Here is a 19,318-nt window from a genome sequence, read left to right on the forward strand (position 1 = left end):
CCCGCGCCCACGACCGCACGTCCGGGAGGCCCCCCTTGATCGGCGACCGAACCACTCACGAGAACCCGGGGCGTCCCGCCTCCCTCCTGCGTCGCGGTGTCCTCGCCGCCGGTGCGATCGGGGCGGTCGGCGCCTGGAGCGCCGCCGCAGCCCCCGCCGCCGAGGCCGCGGTCACGATCTCGCAGGGCGAGCTCGACCGGATCGCCGTGGTCGCCTCCGCCGCCCGCTTCTCGGGCATCGACGCGACCGGCGCGACGGACTCGAGCGCCGGCCTGCAGAAGGCGATGAACGCCGTCCCCGAGGGCGGTCTGCTGGTGATCCCGACCGGCACCTACCTCGTCGGGACCTCGCTCTACCCCCGGCTCGCCAAGTCCCTGCGGGTGAGCGCGCACGGGGCGACCCTCGTCGCCACCTCGTCGAAGCCGATCTTCTCGGTCTCCGGGGCCTACGGCACCGTCCTCCCCGTCACCGCCGTGACGGTCGCCGCTCCGGCCGGAGCCTCCGCCGTGTCGCAGCTGAGCGTCGGCGGCACACCGGACTGGGCTCCCGGCACGATCGTGAAGATCGTGTCGGACGACCCGATCCCGGAGCGCCGGCCGGGGGACGGCGTCGTCGAGTCCCGCCTGGGCGAGTTCGCGGTCGTGCGCTCCTCGTCCGGATCGACGGTGGTGCTCGGCGGAGTGCTCCGCGAGACCTACAGCACCAACATCCGCGTCGCGCAGATCTCGGATCAGACCTTCTCGATCGAGGGAGGCACCCTGATGGTCGCGGCCGCGCGCGCGACCGCGTCGAACGAGCCCCTCGTCTACTTCTCCCGCCTGCGCTATCCGCAGCTGCGCTCGGTGACGGTCACCCGCGCCTCGGGCCCGGTCTTCCGCTTCACCTCCTGCTACGGATACCTCGTCGAGGACGCGGTCGTGCGGTTCGCGACCGACGACGCGGGCTCGTCGATCCTCGGATACGGCGTCTCGGACGTCGGGAGCAGCTTCGGCCAGGTCGACCGCGGCGTGTACTCGCATGTGCGCCACTCCTACTCCGACGACACCAACCGCGTCGCGGTCAACAGCGATCTCTCCGGCTATGGCCGCACCTACGGCACGGTCGTCTCGGGAGTGAACGCTCTGATGACCACCTCGAGCGCCTTCGACACGCACCACTGCTCGGAGGGAGTGACCTTCATCGGCTGCACGGCCACCTCCGGCATCGGCCAGGGCAGCCAGGGGCAGTCCGGGTACCAGCTGCGGGGGATCGGGCACCGGGTCGTGGACTGCACGGCCCGCTTCGTCGAGAACGGCGTGATCGTGCAGGACGAGGCCAAGGGCGGGGACTCGCGCTCGCACCAGATCAACGGATTCCGCGCGTTCGACGCCCGGGGAGCCGCGGTGCGCGTCGTCCGTCGACCCGCCGGGCACCCGAGCGCCGGCGTCTTCGACCCCTCGCCGACGGTGACGGCCTCGGACATCTACGCCGAGCGAACCGGAGCGCTGCTGGTCAGCTACAACGCCTCGGTCGTGCTGGCCGGAGGCGTGTTCCGCGCGGGCGCGAGCAATCCCGGCACCGGCGATTACCACGGCATCTACTCCGAGAACAGCCTGCTGCGGATCCGCGACACCATCCTCGACTTCGAGGCCAACACCTCCGGCACGCCCCGGCCCATCGGCTCGGGCAGCACAGCGGGCGCGGTCCCGGGTCAGCAGCGCACGGAGATCGACGGACTGGAGGTGCGCAGCACGCCCGACATGGTCGCCCGCACCTGGGGCGTCTTCAGCGGAACGGACCACCTGGTGCGCGCCCGCAATGTGCGGTTCAGCTACCCGTTCCGCTACATGCCGGGGGAGAACCTGTCGCCCCAGTCGTCCATCGAGTGGCGGTGCGACGTACCCGCCGACGGAGCGACCGAGGTCGCCACGTCCGGTGTCTTCGTCTGGGGCAACAACGAGGTCACGACGACCCAGAAGCGCCTGCCGCTCTCACCCGACCCGGTGATCATGGTGCGACTGGTGTCCACGAACACGCTCACGATGGCGGCCCTGCCTTCGGGCTCCGTCTTCGGTCAGCGGCTGCACCTGCTGCACGCCGGGGCGCGTCCGGTCACCGTGCGCCACGGTGCGGCGGGCGGTACCGCGCTCACCGGTGGTCAGGACGTCGCCGTCGATCCGGGCGGGCAGCTGCTGCTGTTCTGGGACGGCGGGGCCTGGCGGCAGTCGGTCTAGCCGTCCGGCTGCACGGTCGGCCGGCGTCCGATCGTGCAGCCGCGTCAGCGGGGGAGGTGCTGCCGGCGCCGCTTCGGCGATTCGGCCTTCGACGACGGCGGCACCGGAGGCGTCTTCGCGCGACGGGCCGCGACGGCCACGGCGAAGACCAGCGGCCAGAGCGCGAGGGGCACGCCGGGGTTCGAGAAGTGGCTGTGGATGGTGGAGATCACCACGAGCACGACCAGCAGGATCGTCACCGGGAACACGGCCGCGGCTCCGAGCATCCGGCGGGAGCGGAGCACGACGGCGAATGCGACCAGCAGCAGCAGGACCTCGGGGAGGAGACCGAGGACCCCGCTCGCGATCAGCGTGCGCATCCACTCGGACTCGGGCGACACCCACACCAGCGAGGACGGCCGCACGGGCCAGCCCTTGTCGACGGCCGAGTAGACCTGGGTGCCCCAGCCGCTGAGCGGACGCTCCGCGATGGCGGGGAGGGTCTCCGTCACCCAGATGTTGACCCGGTAGCCGATGGTCTGCGGCAGCCAGGAGTACTGGGCGATCGCGTACTGCGACTGCCCGGACTGCTGCTCCAGGCGTGCGGCGATGCTCTGCCCGAGCACGAGCCAGCCGGCCGCCAGCACGGCCACCCCCGAGAGCACCAGGACGGGACGGGCCTTCAGCCGCAGTGCGGTGAGAGCCAGGATGACCGCTGCGGCGCCGATCGTCGCGAAGGTCAGCGTCGTGACGGCGCCCGCGAAGAGCACGGTGAGGGCCGCGACCGGCCAGGGGGCGAGCTTCGTGCCCGCGGAGCTGATGATCAGGTCGACGCAGGACGCCGCGATCACGCAGGCGAGGTACCCGCCGAGAGCGGTCCAGTGGCCGATCGTCGACGTGCCCCGGATGTCCCAGCCGCTCGAGAGCCGCTCGGCGAGACCGCCGGAGCTCGTGATCTGCACCAGCACCTCGTTGACGCCGGGCACGCGCAGCAGCTGTGCGATCGCGATCAGCGCGACGAGCACGCCTGGTGCGCTGAACCCTCGGAGGAACGGCGCCAGGTCCGACGGAGCGCGGACGACCATCCGGACCGGGAAAGTGGCCGCATAAGCGACACCGACAGTGAGGAGCACGCCGATGAAAGGCGAATGCCTCAACTCGCCCGAATTCACGAGCTCGAGCATTCCCCAGGCGATGAGGAGAAGAAGGAAGGAGTAGTCGAGAGAAGTCAGTCTCACTCGGGCGAGAGGAGCCCTGTCCTTCCAGAGGAGTGCCGTGAGGAAGGACAGCCCCACGAGCAGCATGCTCACTCCCTGGAAAGGGCCGAGAGCGTTGATCTGGACTCCGACGAGTCCTGCCGCGGAGCCCAGGAGCACGCCCACCAGAAGCGGCCTTCTCGCTCGTCGAGGATCACTCGAGGGCATTCCGTGCCGCGCGACTCTCTGCCGCCCGTTGGGGGGGACAAGAGCTGACCGATTGTTCGAGATGGGATCGTCTTCCGTCGAGAGCGCGGGCGCCGCTCGCTAGCGGTGATATCACGCGGTGAGGCAGATGTGCCGAGTGCCGTTAGTCTAGGTCGGCGTCGTGATTCTCGCATGCCGCAGGACGAGGAGAGCATACTTCTGTGCCGAAGATCGACGTGGTCCACTGGAATCCCGCACAGCCGATCAGTCGCGCCCCCTGGGCCCGATTCGTGCCGATCCGCAGGAGAGTCGACAACTTCGGCGATCTGCTCGGCCCGATGATCGTGGAGCGGATCCTGCAGCGCGAGGGGATCTCGCCCGGCTCCGCGCTCGAGCGCCGCCGACTGCTCGCCGTGGGGTCGATCCTCAAGCTCGCCCGCGACGGGGACACCCTGTGGGGCATCGGGGCGAACGGCAAGTCGCTGGACGCACGATTCGACTTCACCGACCTCGACGTCCGGGCCGTCCGCGGTCCTCTGACCCGCGGCTTCCTCCGCGCCCGGGGCATCGCCGTCCCCGAGGTCTACGGCGACCCGGGCCTGCTCGTCGGCACCCTCTGGGGTCGTGACGAGCTGCGCCGCAACACCCCCGACCGCCGGGTGACCGTCCTCCCCAACTTGAACGATCTCCGTCGGATGCGCGCCGACGGGACCGCCCCGCGGGCGGAGGACGGCCTCGTCGAGCCGACGCGCCCCGTCCTCGAGGTGCTGGGCGCGATCGCGGCGAGCGACCTCGTCGTCGGTTCGTCCCTGCACGCGATCGTCGTGGCGGAGTCGCTCGGGATCCCGGCTCGGCTGGTGGCCTCGGCGAGCGAGCCCGATTTCAAGTACCGGGACTACTACGAGGGCTCCGGACGCGCGGGCTTCACTCCGGCCGCGACCGTCGCCGAGGCGATCCAGGCGGGGGGCGAGCCGCCCCTGGACTGGCGTCCGGACGCGCTGCTCGAGGCCTTCCCGCGCGATCTCTGGGGGAGCGTCGTCGAGGCTGCGCGGTGACGATCGCCGGTGACGCCGCCCGCGGCGCCGCTGCCACGCTCGGCGGGCAGTGGATCCGCTTCGTCCTGCAGCTGGGCGCGCTCGCGGTCCTCGCGCGGCTTCTGAGCCCGGACGACTACGGAGTGGTCTCCATGGTGCTGGCCATCGCCGGAGTCGCGACGCTCCTCGGCGACTTCGGGCTCTCCATGGCGTCGATCCAGTCCAGCGACGTGACCGACGCCCAGCGCAACAACCTGCTCTGGATCAACGTCCTCCTCGGGCTGGTGCTGGGCGGGATCGTGTTCCTGCTCGCAGTGCCGATCGCTGCGTTCTACGGGCGCGACGAGCTCGTCCCGGTCTGCCAGGCGTTGTCCGCGGTATTCGTGGTCAACTCCGTCACGGCCCAGTTCAAGGCCGAGGTCTCCCGCCGCTTCCGGTTCCGCTGGCTCGCCGCCTCCGATGTGCTGGCGCAGCTCGTCGCCTCCACGGGCGCGGTCCTGCTCGCGCTGTCGGGAGCGGGCTACTGGGCCCTCGTCGCCCAGCAGCTGCTGGTCGCGGTCACGACCCTGGTCGTCCTGGTGATCGGTGCCGGCTGGCTGCCCGGCCTGCCCTCGCGCACGCAGGGCATGCGCGCGTTCCTCGGCTTCGGCGCGAACACGGTCGGGGTGCAGCTGGTCAACTACATCAGCGGCAACGCCGACAGCGTGCTGATCGGTCGGGTCTGGGGAGCCGGCGCGTTGGGCGTCTACGACCGCGCCTACCAGATCTTCCGGATGCCGCTCCAGCAGATCGCCGCGCCCATGACCAGGGTCGCCTTCCCCGTGCTCTCGCGGATGAAGGACAGCCCGGAGTTCGAGCGGTACGTGCAGCGGGCCCAGCTCGTGCTCGCCTACGTCATGGGCGGAGTCTTCTTCGCGGCAGCCGCGCTCGCCGACCCGATCATCGAGATCGCGCTCGGCCCCGGCTGGGACGAGTCGAAGACGATCTTCCGGATCCTCGCGATCGGCGGCGTCTTCCAGGCGCTCGGGTTCGTCTACTACTGGGTGTTCCTGGCGAAGGCGCTGACCGGGCTCCAGCTGCGGTTCAGCATCGTCTCGCGCTCGCTCATGGTCGTCTTCATGGCGATCGGAGTGGTGTGGGGCCCGATCGGCGTCGCGATCGGCAGCACCGCCGGCCTCGTCCTGAACTGGGTGGTGCTCTCGTTCTTCGCGGTGCCGCGCGCCGGCATCGACGTGAGGGCGCTCCTCCTGCAGGCCTGCCGTCCGCTCGCGCTCGGTGTCGCGATCGTCGTCGTCTCGCTGCCCGCGCTGGCACTGACCGCCGGGCTCGGCGCCCTGGGCCAGCTGCTGATCGTGGGCGCGATCGACCTGGCGATCGCCGGGCTCGCCGTCCTCCTCCTGCGGGCCTACCGGGAGGACGCGCGACTCCTCCAGCGGACCGTTCTGGCGATCCGCCGACGCTGAGGTCGCCGACGTCGCGGAGGGCGCCCGGCCCGGGCGCCCCGGCGGTCAGAGGGTCAGCGACCTGCGGAGCCCGGCGAGGCGCTCCCGCCCGACAGCGAGGTCGGCCAGGAGCCGGTCCCTCTGACCGAGCAGTGCCTGCGCCCGCTCCACGGCGTCGGTCTCGCCGGTGACGTCCTTCTCAGCGAAGGCCACCGGCAGGGTCGTGACTGCGGCGAACGTGCGGCGCACCTTCTCCGGGTCGCTCGTGGTGAAGCCGATCGGGACGGCGCCCTCGGTCATCCCGAGGATGAGGGCGTGGATCCGGTCGCTGACGACCGCGGCGCAGTCGCGGTAGAGCTCGCGCACCCGCTCCTCGTGGTCGGCGTGCGAGACGGAGGCGTCCCAGCCCAGTACGGTGCCGTCCAGGTCGCGGGCGAGCTCGGCGCAGCGCTGCTCGTCCTCCTGCATCTGATCGACCACGACGATGCGGGCGTCGAGCGAGCGGGCGAGTGCGCGCACCGTCCCGAGCCAGACCGCGGTCGGGGCCGGACGGTCGCCCCTCAGCGCGACGGCGATCGTGCGGCGCTGATCCGCGGGACGGAACCGCTCGGGCGCGCTGCCCAGCGCGAAGGCCCAGTCCGGAGCGACGGTCCCGACGCCGAGATCGGCACGGCTGTCGGGGTCGCGCCAGCTGGTCTTTCCGGTCAGGGAGAGCATGCGTCGGAACCACCGGCGGGGGAGGGCTCCCTGGTCCCGCCGCAGAGCGATGCCGAGGGCGACGGGTCGGCCGCCGCCGAGGCGCGAGCGGGTCAGCAGCGCCGTCTGCCAGGCGGAGTTGACGAGGAAGCGGCGATCGAGGACCCATTCGCCCGCGTTCAGCGCGAAGCCCATGCGGGAGCCGCGCGGGCCGACGGCGAGGGCGGCACGGAGCCAGCTCGAGCGGGAGTGGTAGACCACGTCCTCCGTGGACAGGCCCAGGCCCGAGACGTACGCGGAGTGGGTGCCGGCGTAGACGTGCAGCTGTCCCTGATCGCGCAGTGCGTCGAGGTACGCCCGGCGGAGCACCGAGTCGCCCAGGTTCTCCTTCTGGCCGCTCGGGTTGACGAAGATGCGGGTGCTCATGAGGTCCCTCTTGTTCGGCGGGCACGAGCGACGGGGGCGTCGACCGCGAGGTGGTAGGCGCGGGCGTAGGACGCGCCGACGGCGCTCCAGTCGCGTCCCGCGAGGACGGGTCCCGATGCGGGGAGATCGGCGGTCGCACGGACGGCGGCGAGCAGGTCGTCGCGGTCGATCCCGCCGTCGAACATGCGCACCCACTCCTGCCCGACCTCGTCGGCGAGCAGGACGTTCGCCGGGGTGCGCGGCACGAGGACGGGGCGGCCGAGCGACAGCGCGACCAGCAGGATGCCCGAGTTGTGCATCTCGGTGTAGGGGAGGATCACCAGCTGCGACGAGGTCATCTCGGCGACCATCTCCTCGTCCGGCACGAAGCCGAAGCGCGTCGTGACCCGGGCGTCGAGGGAAGCGACTTGGGCGATCCGCTCGGCGAGGGCGGCGGGCGCCTTGCCGACGACGCCGAGGACGAGCTCCGGATCGTCCAGCTCACGGAAGACCTCGACCAGGCGCTCGACGTTCTTGTAGGGCTCGATGCGGCCGAAGTACAGCAGGCGTCCCGACCGCATCGGGGCGCTGTGCTCGAGCGGGAGCACGTCCCGGTAGTGGCCGTGCGGGATGAGGACGGAGCGTGCACTCCCCGGCACCGGCGTCACCCCCGTCAGGGTCACGAAGAGGTCCGTGCGGCGCTCGAGAGCGGACAGGAGCACCGTCTCGATGCGACCCCCGGGGGCGTGCGGCTCGAGATTGTGCAGAGTGCGGACCACTTTTCCCCGAGAAAGCGACGATCGAGCGATAAAGAGCGCGAACAATGCCGTCCGCGCCGCGGCTATCGGCTTCGATCTCCCTCTCATCAGGAATTCCGGCCAGTGGACGTGGAACACGTCCCATCTGCCGATCAAAGCCTTTCTCCAGGAGAAGAAGGAGAAGTCGATATCCTCTGGAGCGAAGCGCGTCACCTGGTCGACGAATCGTGTGGTTCCGTCCGGCGGAGCGACGGAGAGGAGGACTCGGACGGTATTCCTCTTCGGGGCCGGATCGGTCACGCGTCATTCCCTTTCGAAGTGTTCAGGATATGGAGTCCCATTCGGGAATCCGACGATTGTCGGTCGGACGAACGGGTGTCATGCCCTCGTCCCGCACTGTCTGTAATACTCGACGAACCGAGGTGAAGGCTAATCGAACGGGTTCGCGGGCGAGGTGAACGATTCTCGCCGTCATGACCCCCCAACGGGTAGCCGTACCGGTCTCGGTCCCGAATTCCCCGGTGTTACCGTCAAGTGATCCGTCTGGAGACCCTCGCCCCGTGAAAGCACTGTATCTATCCGGCGCTCCGCGCCTGTCGACCAAGCCCTCCACCGAGAGTCTGGGCCCGCGCTCGCACATTCTCGGCGTGATCAACGGCTTGGAGCAGAGCGGCGTCCGGGTCGAGCGCTTCATCGTCGGCGACGCGATGCCGGAGGCGGTGCACGGGCAGGGGTCGGAGAGCCGCATGTCCGGCTCGCGCCTGACCATCGTGGCGACCGACGTCTTCCGGCTGGTCTCCCGGGTGCGCTCGCGCTTCGAGCTGAAGCGCCGGGTCTCCGGGTCGACCGCCGACTTCGCCTACGAGCGGTACGCGCTCTTCCAGGAGCTCGGCTCCCTCGCCCGTCGCGCCACCGGGGCCGTCTGGGTCCTGGAGGTCAACGCCCTCCTCGCCGTCGAGGCGACCAGCGAGCGACGGGCGACCACCAGCCGCGCGCTCGCCGAGTGGATGGAGGGACGCACTCTCCGCCGCGCCGATCTGATCGTCGCCGTCACGGACGCCCTCGCCGACCAGCTCACCGCCCGGTACGGCATCCCCCGGGAGCGCATCCTCGTCGTCGCCAACGGCGTCGACCACACCGTGCACCGCCCCGCAGAGATCGTGGACGGGACCCGCACCCCGAGGATCGGGTTCCTCGGCACGCTCTACCCGTGGCAGAACGTCTCCTCGCTGGTCGAACTGCTGGCCTCGGAGGACCTGGGCGAGGTCCACCTCGACATCGCCGGCGACGGACCGGTCCGCGCCGACCTGGAGAGGCAGGTCCACGAGCTCGGCCTCGCGGATCGCGTCACCTTCCGCGGACGGGTGCACCCCGACGACGTCCCCGCCTTCCTCGCCGGCGTCGACCTCTGCTTCGCCGGACACTCCAGCGCCAACGGCAGCTACTTCTCCCCGCTGAAGCTCTGGGAGTACCTCGCCGCGGGCAAGCCGGTGGTCGCGAGCCGGCACGACGTGACGGCGGGCCTCCAGCGCGAGGGCTATCCCGTCGTCTGCTACGACTCGGCAGGAGAGGAGGACCTGCGCAGTGTCCTCACCGAGAGCGTCCGCTCGCTGCCGGAGCTCTCCCGGGTCGCCGCCGACCGTCAGCGCGACGTCTGGGCCGAGCACTCGTGGGCCCGCCGCGTCGAGACCATCGTCACCTCCGTGAAGGAGACCGCATGACAGCCGCTGCGCGCACTGCGCTCCCCTTCGACCTCGGTCATGTGGACGCCCGGACCGCTCCGGAGATGATCGCCGAGATCCTCGCCGGCGAGCACCGCGGCCGCATCATCGGGAACCTCAATCTGCACGGGCTCTACATGGCGCAGACCGACGAGCACTTCCGCCGGTTCTGCGAGAAGGCCGACACCGTGCTGATCGACGGCTGGCCGATCCTGGCGCTCGCCCGAGGAACGGCGGTCGACTCGCCCCTGACTCCGCAGCACCGCATCGGCAGCACCGACTGGCTGTTCCCGCTGATCGAGAACGACGAGCCTCTGGTGGTGGTCGCTGTGGGCGGCACGCCGGAGTCCTCGGCCAAAGCGGCGGAGGCGGTCGCCGCCCGCACGTCCCGGATGACCTGGCTCGCGTACGACGGATTCGACCAGCAGTGGCACGGCATCGGCGAGGAGCTGCCGCTCGCCGAGTCGCTCGCCCGTGCCGATCTCGTCCTGGTCGGGATGGGCATGCCCCGCCAGGAGCGCTGGATCCTGGAGAACCGGGACCTCGCCCCGCGGGCGGCGTTCGCGAACGTGGGGGGCTGCCTCGACTACATCGCCGGCACGCAGGCGCTCGCCCCGCGGTGGATGGGCGCCCTGGGCGTGGAGTGGCTGTTCCGCCTGGCGCGCGACCCGCGCCGCCTCGCGGCTCGCTACCTCCTCGAGCCGCTGCAGCTGCTCCGCATCGTCCTGTCCGGCCGGTCCCGCGCGAAGCGGACGCCCGGCCCGTGCGACTCTCCGCGGCCGTCCGGCCGGGTGTCGACCGGAGTCGGTCCGCACTGATCCCCGCCGGCGGGCCGCCTCAGGCCTGAGCGGAGTACTTCTCCTCGGTGGCGGCCTTCGCGGGGCGCCACCAGTCCTCGTTGGCGCGGTACCAGTCGATGGTGGCGGCGAGTCCGGCGTCGAAGTCGGTGTAGCGGGGGCGCCAGTCGAGCTCGGTGCGCAGGCGGGTGGAGTCGATGGCGTAGCGGAGGTCGTGTCCGGCGCGGTCGGTGACGTGGTCGAAGGCGTCCTCGGGTTGTCCGAAGGCGGTGAGGATGCGGGTGACGACGTCGAGGTTGCTCTTCTCGCCGTCGGCGCCGATGAGGTAGGTCTCGCCGATCTCGCCGCGGTCGATGATGGCCCAGACGCCGGTGTTGTGGTCGTCGACGTGGATCCAGTCGCGGACGTTGGCGCCGGTGCCGTAGAGCTTGGGGCGGATGCCGTCGATGGCGTTGGTGATCTGGCGGGGGATGAACTTCTCGACGTGCTGGTAGGGGCCGTAGTTGTTGGAGCAGTTGGAGATCGTGGCGCGCACGCCGAAGGAGCGCACCCAGGCGCGCACGAGGAGGTCGCTGGCGGCTTTGGTCGAGGAGTAGGGGCTGGAGGGGTTGTAGGGGGTGTGCTCGGTGAAGCGCGCGGGGTCCTCGAGCTCGAGGTCGCCGTACACCTCGTCCGTCGAGATGTGGTGGTACCGCACGTCGTGCGCGCGCACCGCCTGCAGGAGCGCGAAGGTGCCGATGACGTTCGTCGCGAGGAAGGGCGTCGGGTCGTGCAGGGAGTTGTCGTTGTGCGACTCCGCGGCGAAATGGACCACCAGATCCGCGTCGGCGACCAGCCGGTCCACCAGCTCGGCGTCGGCGACGTCGCCCTCGACCAGCCGCACTCGGTCGGCGACGGGGGCGAGGGAGTCGCGGCTGCCCGCGTAGGTGAGCTTGTCGAGCACGGTGATCCGCGCGTCGGGACGCTCGCGCAGGGTGAGGTGGACGAAGTTGCTGCCGATGAAGCCGGCACCGCCGGTGACGAGGATCCGCACGGGTTCTCCTGGAGGTCGGGAAGGTCGGGGGAGGCCGGGCTCAGCGGCCCGCGTTCACGCCTTCGAGGCTGAGCAGGCGGTGGAGGTAGGCGCCGTATCCGCTCTTGACCAGCGGTGCGGCGAGCTCGGCGAGGCGGGTGTCGTCGATCCAGGAGTTGCGCCAGGCGATCTCCTCGATGCAGCCGATCTTGAATCCCTGCCTCTGCTCGATCACGCGCACGAACTCGGTCGCCTCGATCATGGAATCGAAGGTCCCGGTGTCGAGCCAGGCCGTTCCCCGGTCGAGGACCTGGACGTTCAGCCGCCCCGCCTCGAGGTAGCGCTCGTTGATCGTCGAGATCTCGAGCTCGCCGCGGGCCGAGGGCGTGATCGTCTTCGCGATCGCCACGACGTCGTTGTCGTAGAAGTAGAGGCCGGGCACGGCGTAGTTGCTGCGCGGCTGCTCGGGCTTCTCCTCGATGGAGACGGCTCGGAAGTGCTCGTCGAACTCGACGACTCCGTAGGCGCGCGGGTCGGCGACCTGGTAGGCGAAGATGACGGCGCCCTCGATCGTGGTGTTCGCCGCGAGGGCGGTGCCCAGGGCGGTGCCGTGGAAGATGTTGTCGCCCAGGACCAGGGCGACGGACTCGTCGCCGATGAACTCCTCGCCGATCAGGAACGCCTGCGCGAGCCCGTCGGGGGAGGGCTGCACGGCGTACTCGATCCGCATGCCCAGGCTCGACCCGTCGCCCAGCAGTGCGCGGAACTGGTCGTTGTACTCGGGGGTCGTGATCACGAGGACCTCGTCGATCCCGGCCATCATCAGCGTCGACAGCGGGTAGTAGATCATCGGCTTGTCGTAGATCGGCATCAGCTGCTTCGAGATGCCCTTGGTGATCGGCCACAACCGCGACCCCGAACCACCCGCGAGGACGATGCCCCTCATCGGAGCAGCCCCGGGTGAGGAGCGGCGGCGGGGGTCCGCTGCACCGCCGAGGGGAGCGTGAAGATCTGCGGGGAGAGGGTCACGGAGCCGACTCTATCGGCGGCGCCGCGGTGCCTCCGCATGCCGGTGCGGCGGGCGCGGAACCCGTGGCGGGGACTGACGGTCGAGCGACCGCTGCCGACGCGATCCGACTCCGTGAGCGGCGCGCACGCCGCCCCCGCCTCCGTATCGCGCCTCCCACTCGGAGGCCGCCGGGCACGGGGATAACTTCTCCGACGTCCGCGGCTCCGCCTGCCGCGACGGAGAGAGGTACCGCCCTGTGCACGAGGTCATCGACCAGCGGGACTCCGCGCTCCTTACGTCTCCCGGTCCCTGCCGCCGATCCCCCCTGACGGGGGGAGTCCGCCCGTGCTGACCATCGGGATCGTCGCCCTCGACGCCTGGCACGCGGCTCCGCTCGAGCGCGCCTGGCGCCGCCAGGGGCACCGCGTGGTCGTGGTGACCGGTGACCCGGAGGGGTTCAGCGGGGCGGAGCTCCGCCCCAGCGTGCTCGCCCGCTTCCTCGAGCCCGCCCGCCGGAGGGGCGCCGGGTCCGTCGGGCTCGCCGTCGTCACGCGCCGGGCCCGCCGACTGCTCGCTCCGGAGCGGCCCGACCTCGTGGTGGCTCTCCCGGGGACGGCCGTGGAGCTCGCCGGGCTCGCTCCGACGACCGTCCTCCTGGCCGACGACCTCCCGGCACTCCCGCGCCTCCGGTTCGAGGAGGAGCGCCGCGGTGCTGTCGTCGTCACCCCGACGGAGCGGCTCGCGTCAGCCCTCGCGGGAACGGTCGTGCCCCTGGGCCTGCCGGACGCGTCGTTCCCGACGCCGTCCGCCCCCGACGGGCCCCTCCGCTTCGCCGCCGTGGGAGCCTCCGGTCTCGACCGGGGCACCGAGCGGCTCGATCTCCTCGCCCGGCTGGACGGCACCGAGTACGTCACCGTGATCGACGACGGCGGCGCGATCGCCGACGACCTCGCATCGGGGCTGCGCTCCGTCGGCGAGCAGGACCGCGACGGCGTCGTCGAGGTGCTCCGCCACTCCCACGCGTACGCCCATCTGACGCCGTCGACGACCGGCGCGGCCGCCGGACTCGACGCGCTGGCGAGCGGGCTGCCGGTCCTCGCGATCGAGTCGAGCGTCCTGGCCGATCTCTGCGCGGCGGGGGCGGGCGTGGTCCTCTCCGACGACGCGACGCGCGAGGAGTACGAGGACGCCCTCCACCGGCTCCGACGCGAGTGGACGGCTCTCTCCCGGGGGGCCGCCGAGCTCGCGCGGGAGCGCCCGTGGTCCGTCGCGGCCGAGGAGATCCTCGCCCTCGCGGAGGGACGCGTCCGTGTCCCTTGAACCGGTCCCGGCTGTCGGCGCCTCCGCCGACGCGATGCTGCCGAACGCCGTCGCCCTGCGCCTGGCCGCCGTGCTGGTGCAGTACACCCTGCGGACGCACGGCGTCCGCAGCCTCGTGGTGAAGGGCGAGGGTCTGCACCGCCAGGGGATCCGCGCGCCGATGACGTCGGCCGACGTCGACCTCTGGGTCGACCCCGAGCGCTTCGACGAGGCTCTCGGGCTGCTCGCCTCGATGGGCTGGCGCCGACGCGCCGAGGCTCTCAGCTGGACGCTCTTCGTCGACCACTCGATCACGCTCGTCCACCCCTCGTGGCCGTGCGACGTCGACGTCCACCGCTCCTTCCCGGGTGCCTTCGAGGAGGAGCGGATCGTCTTCGACCGCCTCTGGGCGGCCACCGAGGATCTGCCGCTGAGCGACGAGACCCTGCGGATCCCCGGGCGCGCGCACCACCTCGTGCTGCACGCCCTGCACCAGCTGCGCAGCGCGCGCTCCGCCTCGGCGACCACGGCGCTGGCGGTTCTGAAGGCGCACGGCGCCGGCCTTCCGAGCGAGGAGCGCGAGGCGATCCGCGACGCGGCCGTCGAGCTCGGCGCGCAGACGCCGATGACGGAGCTCCTCACCTCCTGGGGAGTCCCCGCCGCGCCTGAGGAGCGCTACCGGCACGCCCAGACTCTCTGGGACGTGCGCCGCAGCTCCGACCGGCACACCTTCAACTGGCTGCACGCCGTGGCGTCCGCTCCCTGGCGCCTGAAGGGAGGCCTGCTGCTGAGAGCCGCCTTCCCCACCCGCGCGGATCTCGAGGCGAGCCATCCCGAGGCGACGACGGTCCGACGTCGGCTCCGGCTCCGGGGGGAGCGGACCCTGCGGGCGCTCCGAGGCCTCCCCTCCGCCCTCACCGGTTTCGCCAGGGTGGCGCTGAGCGGCCGCAGCGAGGAGCAGGGCCCGGCGTCCTCGTTCGAGGCGATCGCGGCGACCACGGCGCCGGTGAGCGACCTCCCGGCCTCGTCCGATCCCGCGGCGAGCGCCGTGCATCCGGTGGAGGCCTCCGCCGAGGCGCAGGGTGGCAGCGCGCCGCCGGCCCAGCGCTTCGCCGTCGAGCGCACGGACCGTCAGGTCTACGTGCTCGACCTGTCCCGCCCGTCGGTGCCCCCGATCGTGCTCTCGCTGAGCGCCGCCTCGGTCTTCGAGGCCGTGATCCGGCAGCGCCGGCCCCGGGACGAGGTCGTCGACCTCCTCGCCGATCACTACGACGTCGACCGCGGGACGATGGGCCGCGACGTCGACGCCGTCCTGGCCGAACTCGACGTCCGCTTCCCGGGCGCGGTTCCCGACGGGGCGCTCTCATGAGGGCCGCCCGTTCCCGATCCCTGCGGATCCTGCACGTCCTCGACTCCTTCGAGGACGGCGGAGCGCAGCGTGTGGCCCTCTCCCTGGGCGCGTGGAGCCGCGAGCACGGCTGCGAGACCGCCTACTGGGGGCGTCCCGGGCCGCTCAGCGACCGCGCCGCGCAGGAGTCGCCCGTCTTCGTGGTGCCGAGACCGAGACAGGGCTTCGCGGCCGATCTCCGCGGCCTCGCTCTCGCCGTCCGCCGGTTCCGCCCGCACGTCCTGCACGCCCACCAGCGCCGCGAGGCTCTGCTGGCCCTCCTCGTCGGCGCCGCGCTCGGTGTCCCCGTGGTCGAGCACGCGCACACCGAGCTGCCCGGGATCGACAGGCGAGCGCTCTCCTTCCGCTCCCGGCGGGTGTTCGCCGTCTCCGCCTCCGTGGGGCGGATGGTCGTCGAGGGCTACGGCCGCCCGCAGGATCGCGTCGTGGTCACCGGCAACGCCCCGGCGAACGTCACCGCGGAGCCCGCGAGCGCGCCGGAACTCACCGAGCCGGTCGTCCGCGTCCTCGGCATCGGGCGGCTCGCGGAGCAGAAGGACCCGGTCCGCTTCCTCGCGGCCGTCGAGGCCCTCGCCCGGGTCCGGCCCGTCACCGGCACCTGGCTCGGCGACGGTCCGATGCTGCCGGTGCTGCGCGAGCGCGCCCGGGGAGCCGGAGTGGTCGACTTCGCCGGTCCGTCGGCGGACGTGACCGGAGCGCTGGACGCGGCGCACCTCCTCCTGTCGACCTCGCGGTGGGAGGGGACTCCGCTCGTGATGCTGGAGGCGATGGCCCGCCGTCGCCCGGTCGTGGCGACCGACGTCGGCGGCGTGGGTGAGCTGCTCGCCGACGGTCGGGGCCTCCTGCTCCCCGCCGACGCCGACGGGGAGCGGATCGCCGAGCTCCTCGCCGCCGCTCTGGAGCGACCCGAGGGGCTCCTGATGCAGGCCGACCGCGCGAAGGCGTGGGTGGACGAGGCCGCCTCGCCCGACGCCGTCTTCGGACCCGTCGTCGCCGCCTACCGCGAGCTCGGGGGCCGACGGTGAGCGGGGGCGTGCACTCGGTGACCGTCGTGGCTCCCTGCTACAACGCGATCGCCCGGCTCGACGGCTTCCTCGCGCGACTCGCACTCACTCTCGGACCGGGGATGCGGGTCGTCCTCGTCGACGACGCGTCCTCGGACGGCACGGCGGAGGTGCTCGAGAAGTGGTTAGAGGGACGCGAGGACGCCCGGGTCCTGCTCCTCGAGCAGAACGGCGGCGTCGCTGCCGCCCGGAACCGCGCCCTCGACGGCATCGACTCCGAGTTCGTCTGGTTCGTGGACGTCGACGACGAGTGGGACACGGAGATCCTCCGGACCCTCACCGCCGAGGCCGAGCGGACGGCGGCCGACGTCGTGGTCTGCCGGGCGCTCTACCGCACCCGGCAGTCGACCTCCGGACGTGTGATCGACGGCCTCGCCCGGCGCGAACTGGTCTCGTCCGAACTCGCTCTCGAGCGGATGGCGTCCGGGCGCCTGCACGGCTTCCTCTGGAACAAGCTCTTCCGCCGCGCCGTCCTGCAGGAGGAGCTCTTCCCGCGCTTGAGCTCCCAGTCCGACTTCGTCGGCGTGCTGCGGGCGGTCCAGGCGTCGGAACGGGTGCTCTTCGTGCCGGAGGTCCTCTACTCCTACGTCCACACGGCGTCCTCGATCACCCGTCGGCGCGACCCGGACCTCCGGAACCTCCTGGTCTGCGCCGAGGAGATGCGCGCGGTGCTCGCCCGTACGTTCGAGGAGGTGCCGCGCCCGCTGTCGGACTGGTTCACGACCTGGTTCTACGCCGTCCCCGTCGCGCTCACCCCGATCCGCCAGAACTCCGACCCGGCGCTCGTCGAGACCGGAGTCCGGCTCGGATCGGAGGCGCTGCGGCACGTCCGTGTGCTCCGCTCCGCGCGGACGCCGCGGTTGCTCGTCCTGGGGCTGGTGCTCAAGCACGTCCCCGCCGCCTTCACGGCGCTCAGCCGGATCCTCTACGCCGTGCACGACTCCCGCCGCCGGCTCTCCGATCGGAGGAGCACGCGATGGACGACGTGACCGTCCCCGTGCACGCCGCCGCGACCGGCCCCTTCCGCACCTCCGCTCCGTTCCCTCCCTCCCGCACCGACCCCCGAGGAGCACCGGCATGACCTCCTACATCACCGGCCGCATCGAGCGGATGCCGGCCAGCATCACCACGCTCGACGAGGCGGCGGAGGCCGTGCTCGAGCTGTCCCGGAGCGGCCGCGACGAGCTGGTCGTCACGCCGAACACCGACCACTTCGTGCGCTGGAAGCACTCCGGCGAGTTCCGGCGGTACTACGGCCGGGCGTCCCTCGTGGTGCTCGACGGGGCGCCTCTGGTCTGGCTGGCCCGCTCGTACGGCCACCGCACGGCGAGCCGCGTGACGGGCATCGACCTCTTCACCGAGGTCTGCCGCCGCGCGGCGCTCGAGGGTGCGCCGGTCGCTCTCATCGGCGGACGCCCCGGAGTCGGCGATCGCGCAGCCGCCGAGCTGCAGCAGCGCTTCGCCGGGCTCCAGGTGCCGGTCGTCGTCTCGCCCGAGCCGGCCGAGCTCGCGGACGACGCCTACCTCGCTCGCCTCTCCTCGACTCTGCGCACGGCCGACGTCCGCATCGTCGCGCTCTGCCTCGGCTCCCCCAAGCAGGAGGAGGTCCGCGAGCGCCTGCTCGCCGTCGGCGGCACGGGAGCGGTGTGCCTCGGCGTCGGCGCCGCCGTGGACTTCCTCGCCGGCGAGATCCCGCGGGCGCCGCTCGTGGTGCAGCGCCTCGGCCTCGAGTGGGCGCACCGGCTCAGCCGGGAGCCCGGCAGGCTCTGGCGGCGCTATCTGGGCGACGCCGTGCGGGTGCTGCCGAGCGTGGTCGCTGCTCTCCGCTACCGGGTGCGCCGTGCCGTCCGCTGAGCACGCGGGAGTCGCCGCCGCCGCCGAGAGGCCGCTGGTCCTGGTCTGGAAGCGCGCGTGGCTGCAGGACTCCGAGACGTTCGTCCGCAATCAGATGCACGGACTCGAGCGCTGGCGCGCCCTCGGAGTGGGCCTCGAGCGCACCGGCTCGGGCGTCCTCCACGACCGCACGGACATCGTCCTGCACGATCCGATCACCCCTCGCGGGCGGCGGTCCCTCCTCCTGCGGTGGTTCGGAGTGTCACGACGGCTCGACGCGATCGTCGATGAGCACCGGCCCGCCCTCATCCACGCGCACTTCCTCATCGACGCCGTCTCCATCGCGCGGTACGCACGGAGGAGGCGCCTCCCGCTCGTCGTGACGGGGCACGGCTACGACGTGACCAGCTGGCCGCTCGCGACCGGAGCTCCGCGCCTGCTCCGACCCCTCGCCCGCGCTCACCGCGCCCTCGAGGCCCGCGCCGTCTTCCGCACCGCGCTCGCGGTGATCGGGGTCTCCCGCTTCATCACCGACGGGCTCCTGCGACTGGGGGCGGACCCGCGGCGCACCGGAGTGGGCTACATCGGCGTCCCGACCTCCCGCCCCGAGGCCGCACCGGCTGCGGAGCGCGCGGGAATCGTCTTCGTCGGACGCCTCACCGACAAGAAGGGCGTTCCGGATCTGCTCGAGGCGGTCGCCGCCCTCCCCGGACCGATCCGCGACGTCCCCCTGACCGTCGTCGGCGACGGCCACCTGCGGGAGGCGCTCGTCGAGCAGGCGGCGCGGCTGTGCCTGCAGGTGACCTTCACCGGCTCCCTGCCCCCCGCCGAGGTCGCCCGCATCCTCGCCGGCGCCGCGGTCTTCTGCGCACCGTCTCGGACCGCGGCGACAGGCGACTCCGAGGGCTTCGGCATGGTCTTCCTCGAGGCCGCGCTCGCAGGCGTCCCTGTCGTCTCGTACCGCCACGGCGGCGTCCCGGAGGCGGTCCAGGACGGCGTCACCGGGCTGCTCGTCCCGGAGGGGGACGTGCCCGGCCTGACCGGGGCGCTCGCCGCCCTGCTCCGGGACCCGGACCGCGCGGAGCGGATGGGCGCGGAGGGGCGGGAGCGCGTGCTCGCCTCGTTCGACCTCGCCGAGCGGATCCGCGACCTCGAGGACCTCTACGACCGGGCGGCCGGCCGATCGATGCCGACGACGACGGACGGAGATCGCGGATGAGCCGCGCCGAGCACCGCGCCGACGAT

General features: G+C 72.1%; 16 protein-coding genes. 11 read left to right on the forward strand and 5 right to left on the reverse strand.

Going from position 1 to position 19,318, the window contains the following annotated elements:
* Positions 1 to 35 precede the first annotated feature (35 nt).
* Positions 36 to 2,213 carry a hypothetical protein gene (locus GTU71_RS02595; protein WP_104249570.1) on the forward strand — a complete coding sequence of 726 codons (2,178 nt, stop codon included), beginning with the start codon at positions 36 to 38 and terminating at the stop codon, positions 2,211 to 2,213.
* Positions 2,214 to 2,257: 44 nt separating this feature from the next.
* Here the strand turns inward: GTU71_RS02595 and GTU71_RS02600 are convergent, their stop codons facing one another.
* Positions 2,258 to 3,574 carry an O-antigen ligase family protein gene (locus GTU71_RS02600; protein WP_159939245.1) on the reverse strand — a complete coding sequence of 439 codons (1,317 nt, stop codon included), beginning with the start codon at positions 3,572 to 3,574 and terminating at the stop codon, positions 2,258 to 2,260.
* 242 nt (positions 3,575 to 3,816) lie between these two features.
* Here GTU71_RS02600 and GTU71_RS02605 point away from each other — a divergent pair, with 242 nt between their 5' ends.
* Positions 3,817 to 4,650, forward strand: coding sequence for a polysaccharide pyruvyl transferase family protein (locus tag GTU71_RS02605; RefSeq protein WP_159939246.1), 834 nt, complete (start codon positions 3,817 to 3,819; stop codon positions 4,648 to 4,650).
* Positions 4,647 to 6,092: a lipopolysaccharide biosynthesis protein gene (locus tag GTU71_RS02610; protein WP_159939247.1), complete on the forward strand. Its 1,446-nt coding sequence runs from the start codon at positions 4,647 to 4,649 to the stop codon at positions 6,090 to 6,092. The genes GTU71_RS02605 and GTU71_RS02610 overlap by 4 nt, the downstream gene beginning before the upstream one ends.
* 45 nt (positions 6,093 to 6,137) lie before the next feature.
* Here GTU71_RS02610 and GTU71_RS02615 read toward each other — a convergent pair whose 3' ends face one another.
* Positions 6,138 to 7,193, reverse strand: coding sequence for a polysaccharide pyruvyl transferase family protein (locus GTU71_RS02615; protein ID WP_159939248.1), 1,056 nt, complete (start codon positions 7,191 to 7,193; stop codon positions 6,138 to 6,140).
* Positions 7,190 to 7,951, reverse strand: coding sequence for a glycosyltransferase (locus GTU71_RS02620; protein ID WP_159939249.1), 762 nt, complete (start codon positions 7,949 to 7,951; stop codon positions 7,190 to 7,192). Before GTU71_RS02620 ends, GTU71_RS02615 begins: the two co-directional genes overlap by 4 nt.
* Positions 7,952 to 8,403: 452 nt before the next feature.
* On the opposite strand from GTU71_RS02620, the gene GTU71_RS02625 reads away from it, so the two are divergent.
* Positions 8,404 to 9,651 (forward strand): glycosyltransferase, encoded by a 1,248-nt coding sequence (locus tag GTU71_RS02625; protein WP_279631241.1) that lies wholly within the window; start codon positions 8,404 to 8,406, stop codon positions 9,649 to 9,651.
* Positions 9,648 to 10,469 (forward strand): WecB/TagA/CpsF family glycosyltransferase, encoded by an 822-nt coding sequence (locus GTU71_RS02630; protein ID WP_159939251.1) that lies wholly within the window; start codon positions 9,648 to 9,650, stop codon positions 10,467 to 10,469. The genes GTU71_RS02625 and GTU71_RS02630 overlap by 4 nt, the downstream gene beginning before the upstream one ends.
* A gap of 19 nt (positions 10,470 to 10,488) precedes the next feature.
* Here GTU71_RS02630 and rfbB read toward each other — a convergent pair whose 3' ends face one another.
* Together rfbB and rfbA are read right to left on the reverse strand one after the other, a co-directional pair.
* Positions 10,489 to 11,481 (reverse strand): dTDP-glucose 4,6-dehydratase, encoded by a 993-nt coding sequence (gene rfbB, locus GTU71_RS02635; protein WP_104223009.1) that lies wholly within the window; start codon positions 11,479 to 11,481, stop codon positions 10,489 to 10,491.
* Positions 11,482 to 11,521: 40 nt separating this feature from the next.
* Entirely contained in the window at positions 11,522 to 12,406 is an 885-nt protein-coding gene (gene rfbA / locus GTU71_RS02640) for a glucose-1-phosphate thymidylyltransferase RfbA (RefSeq protein WP_104232713.1), read from the reverse strand.
* A gap of 408 nt (positions 12,407 to 12,814) precedes the next feature.
* Between rfbA and GTU71_RS02645 the strand changes: the two genes are divergently transcribed.
* The 6 genes from GTU71_RS02645 to GTU71_RS02670 all read left to right on the forward strand — a co-directional run bounded on the left by GTU71_RS02645 (position 12,815) and on the right by GTU71_RS02670 (position 19,292).
* Positions 12,815 to 13,789, forward strand: a complete 975-nt coding sequence (locus tag GTU71_RS02645; RefSeq protein ID WP_159939252.1) for a hypothetical protein — start codon at positions 12,815 to 12,817, stop codon at positions 13,787 to 13,789.
* Positions 13,779 to 15,137 carry a PqqD family peptide modification chaperone gene (locus GTU71_RS02650; RefSeq protein ID WP_159939253.1) on the forward strand — a complete coding sequence of 453 codons (1,359 nt, stop codon included), beginning with the start codon at positions 13,779 to 13,781 and terminating at the stop codon, positions 15,135 to 15,137. The genes GTU71_RS02645 and GTU71_RS02650 overlap by 11 nt, the downstream gene beginning before the upstream one ends.
* Positions 15,134 to 16,201, forward strand: a complete 1,068-nt coding sequence (locus tag GTU71_RS02655; RefSeq protein ID WP_159939254.1) for a glycosyltransferase family 4 protein — start codon at positions 15,134 to 15,136, stop codon at positions 16,199 to 16,201. Before GTU71_RS02650 ends, GTU71_RS02655 begins: the two co-directional genes overlap by 4 nt.
* Before the next feature lie 8 nt (positions 16,202 to 16,209).
* Positions 16,210 to 17,229, forward strand: coding sequence for a glycosyltransferase family 2 protein (locus GTU71_RS02660; protein WP_159939255.1), 1,020 nt, complete (start codon positions 16,210 to 16,212; stop codon positions 17,227 to 17,229).
* An 88-nt stretch (positions 17,230 to 17,317) separates the two neighbouring features.
* Positions 17,318 to 18,094: a WecB/TagA/CpsF family glycosyltransferase gene (locus tag GTU71_RS02665; protein ID WP_104223015.1), complete on the forward strand. Its 777-nt coding sequence runs from the start codon at positions 17,318 to 17,320 to the stop codon at positions 18,092 to 18,094.
* Positions 18,081 to 19,292 (forward strand): glycosyltransferase, encoded by a 1,212-nt coding sequence (locus GTU71_RS02670; RefSeq protein WP_159939256.1) that lies wholly within the window; start codon positions 18,081 to 18,083, stop codon positions 19,290 to 19,292. The genes GTU71_RS02665 and GTU71_RS02670 overlap by 14 nt, the downstream gene beginning before the upstream one ends.
* Positions 19,293 to 19,318: the final 26 nt, after the last annotated feature.

It is taken from the genome of Rathayibacter sp. VKM Ac-2762 (assembly GCF_009866585.1).
GTDB lineage: Bacteria > Actinomycetota > Actinomycetes > Actinomycetales > Microbacteriaceae > Rathayibacter.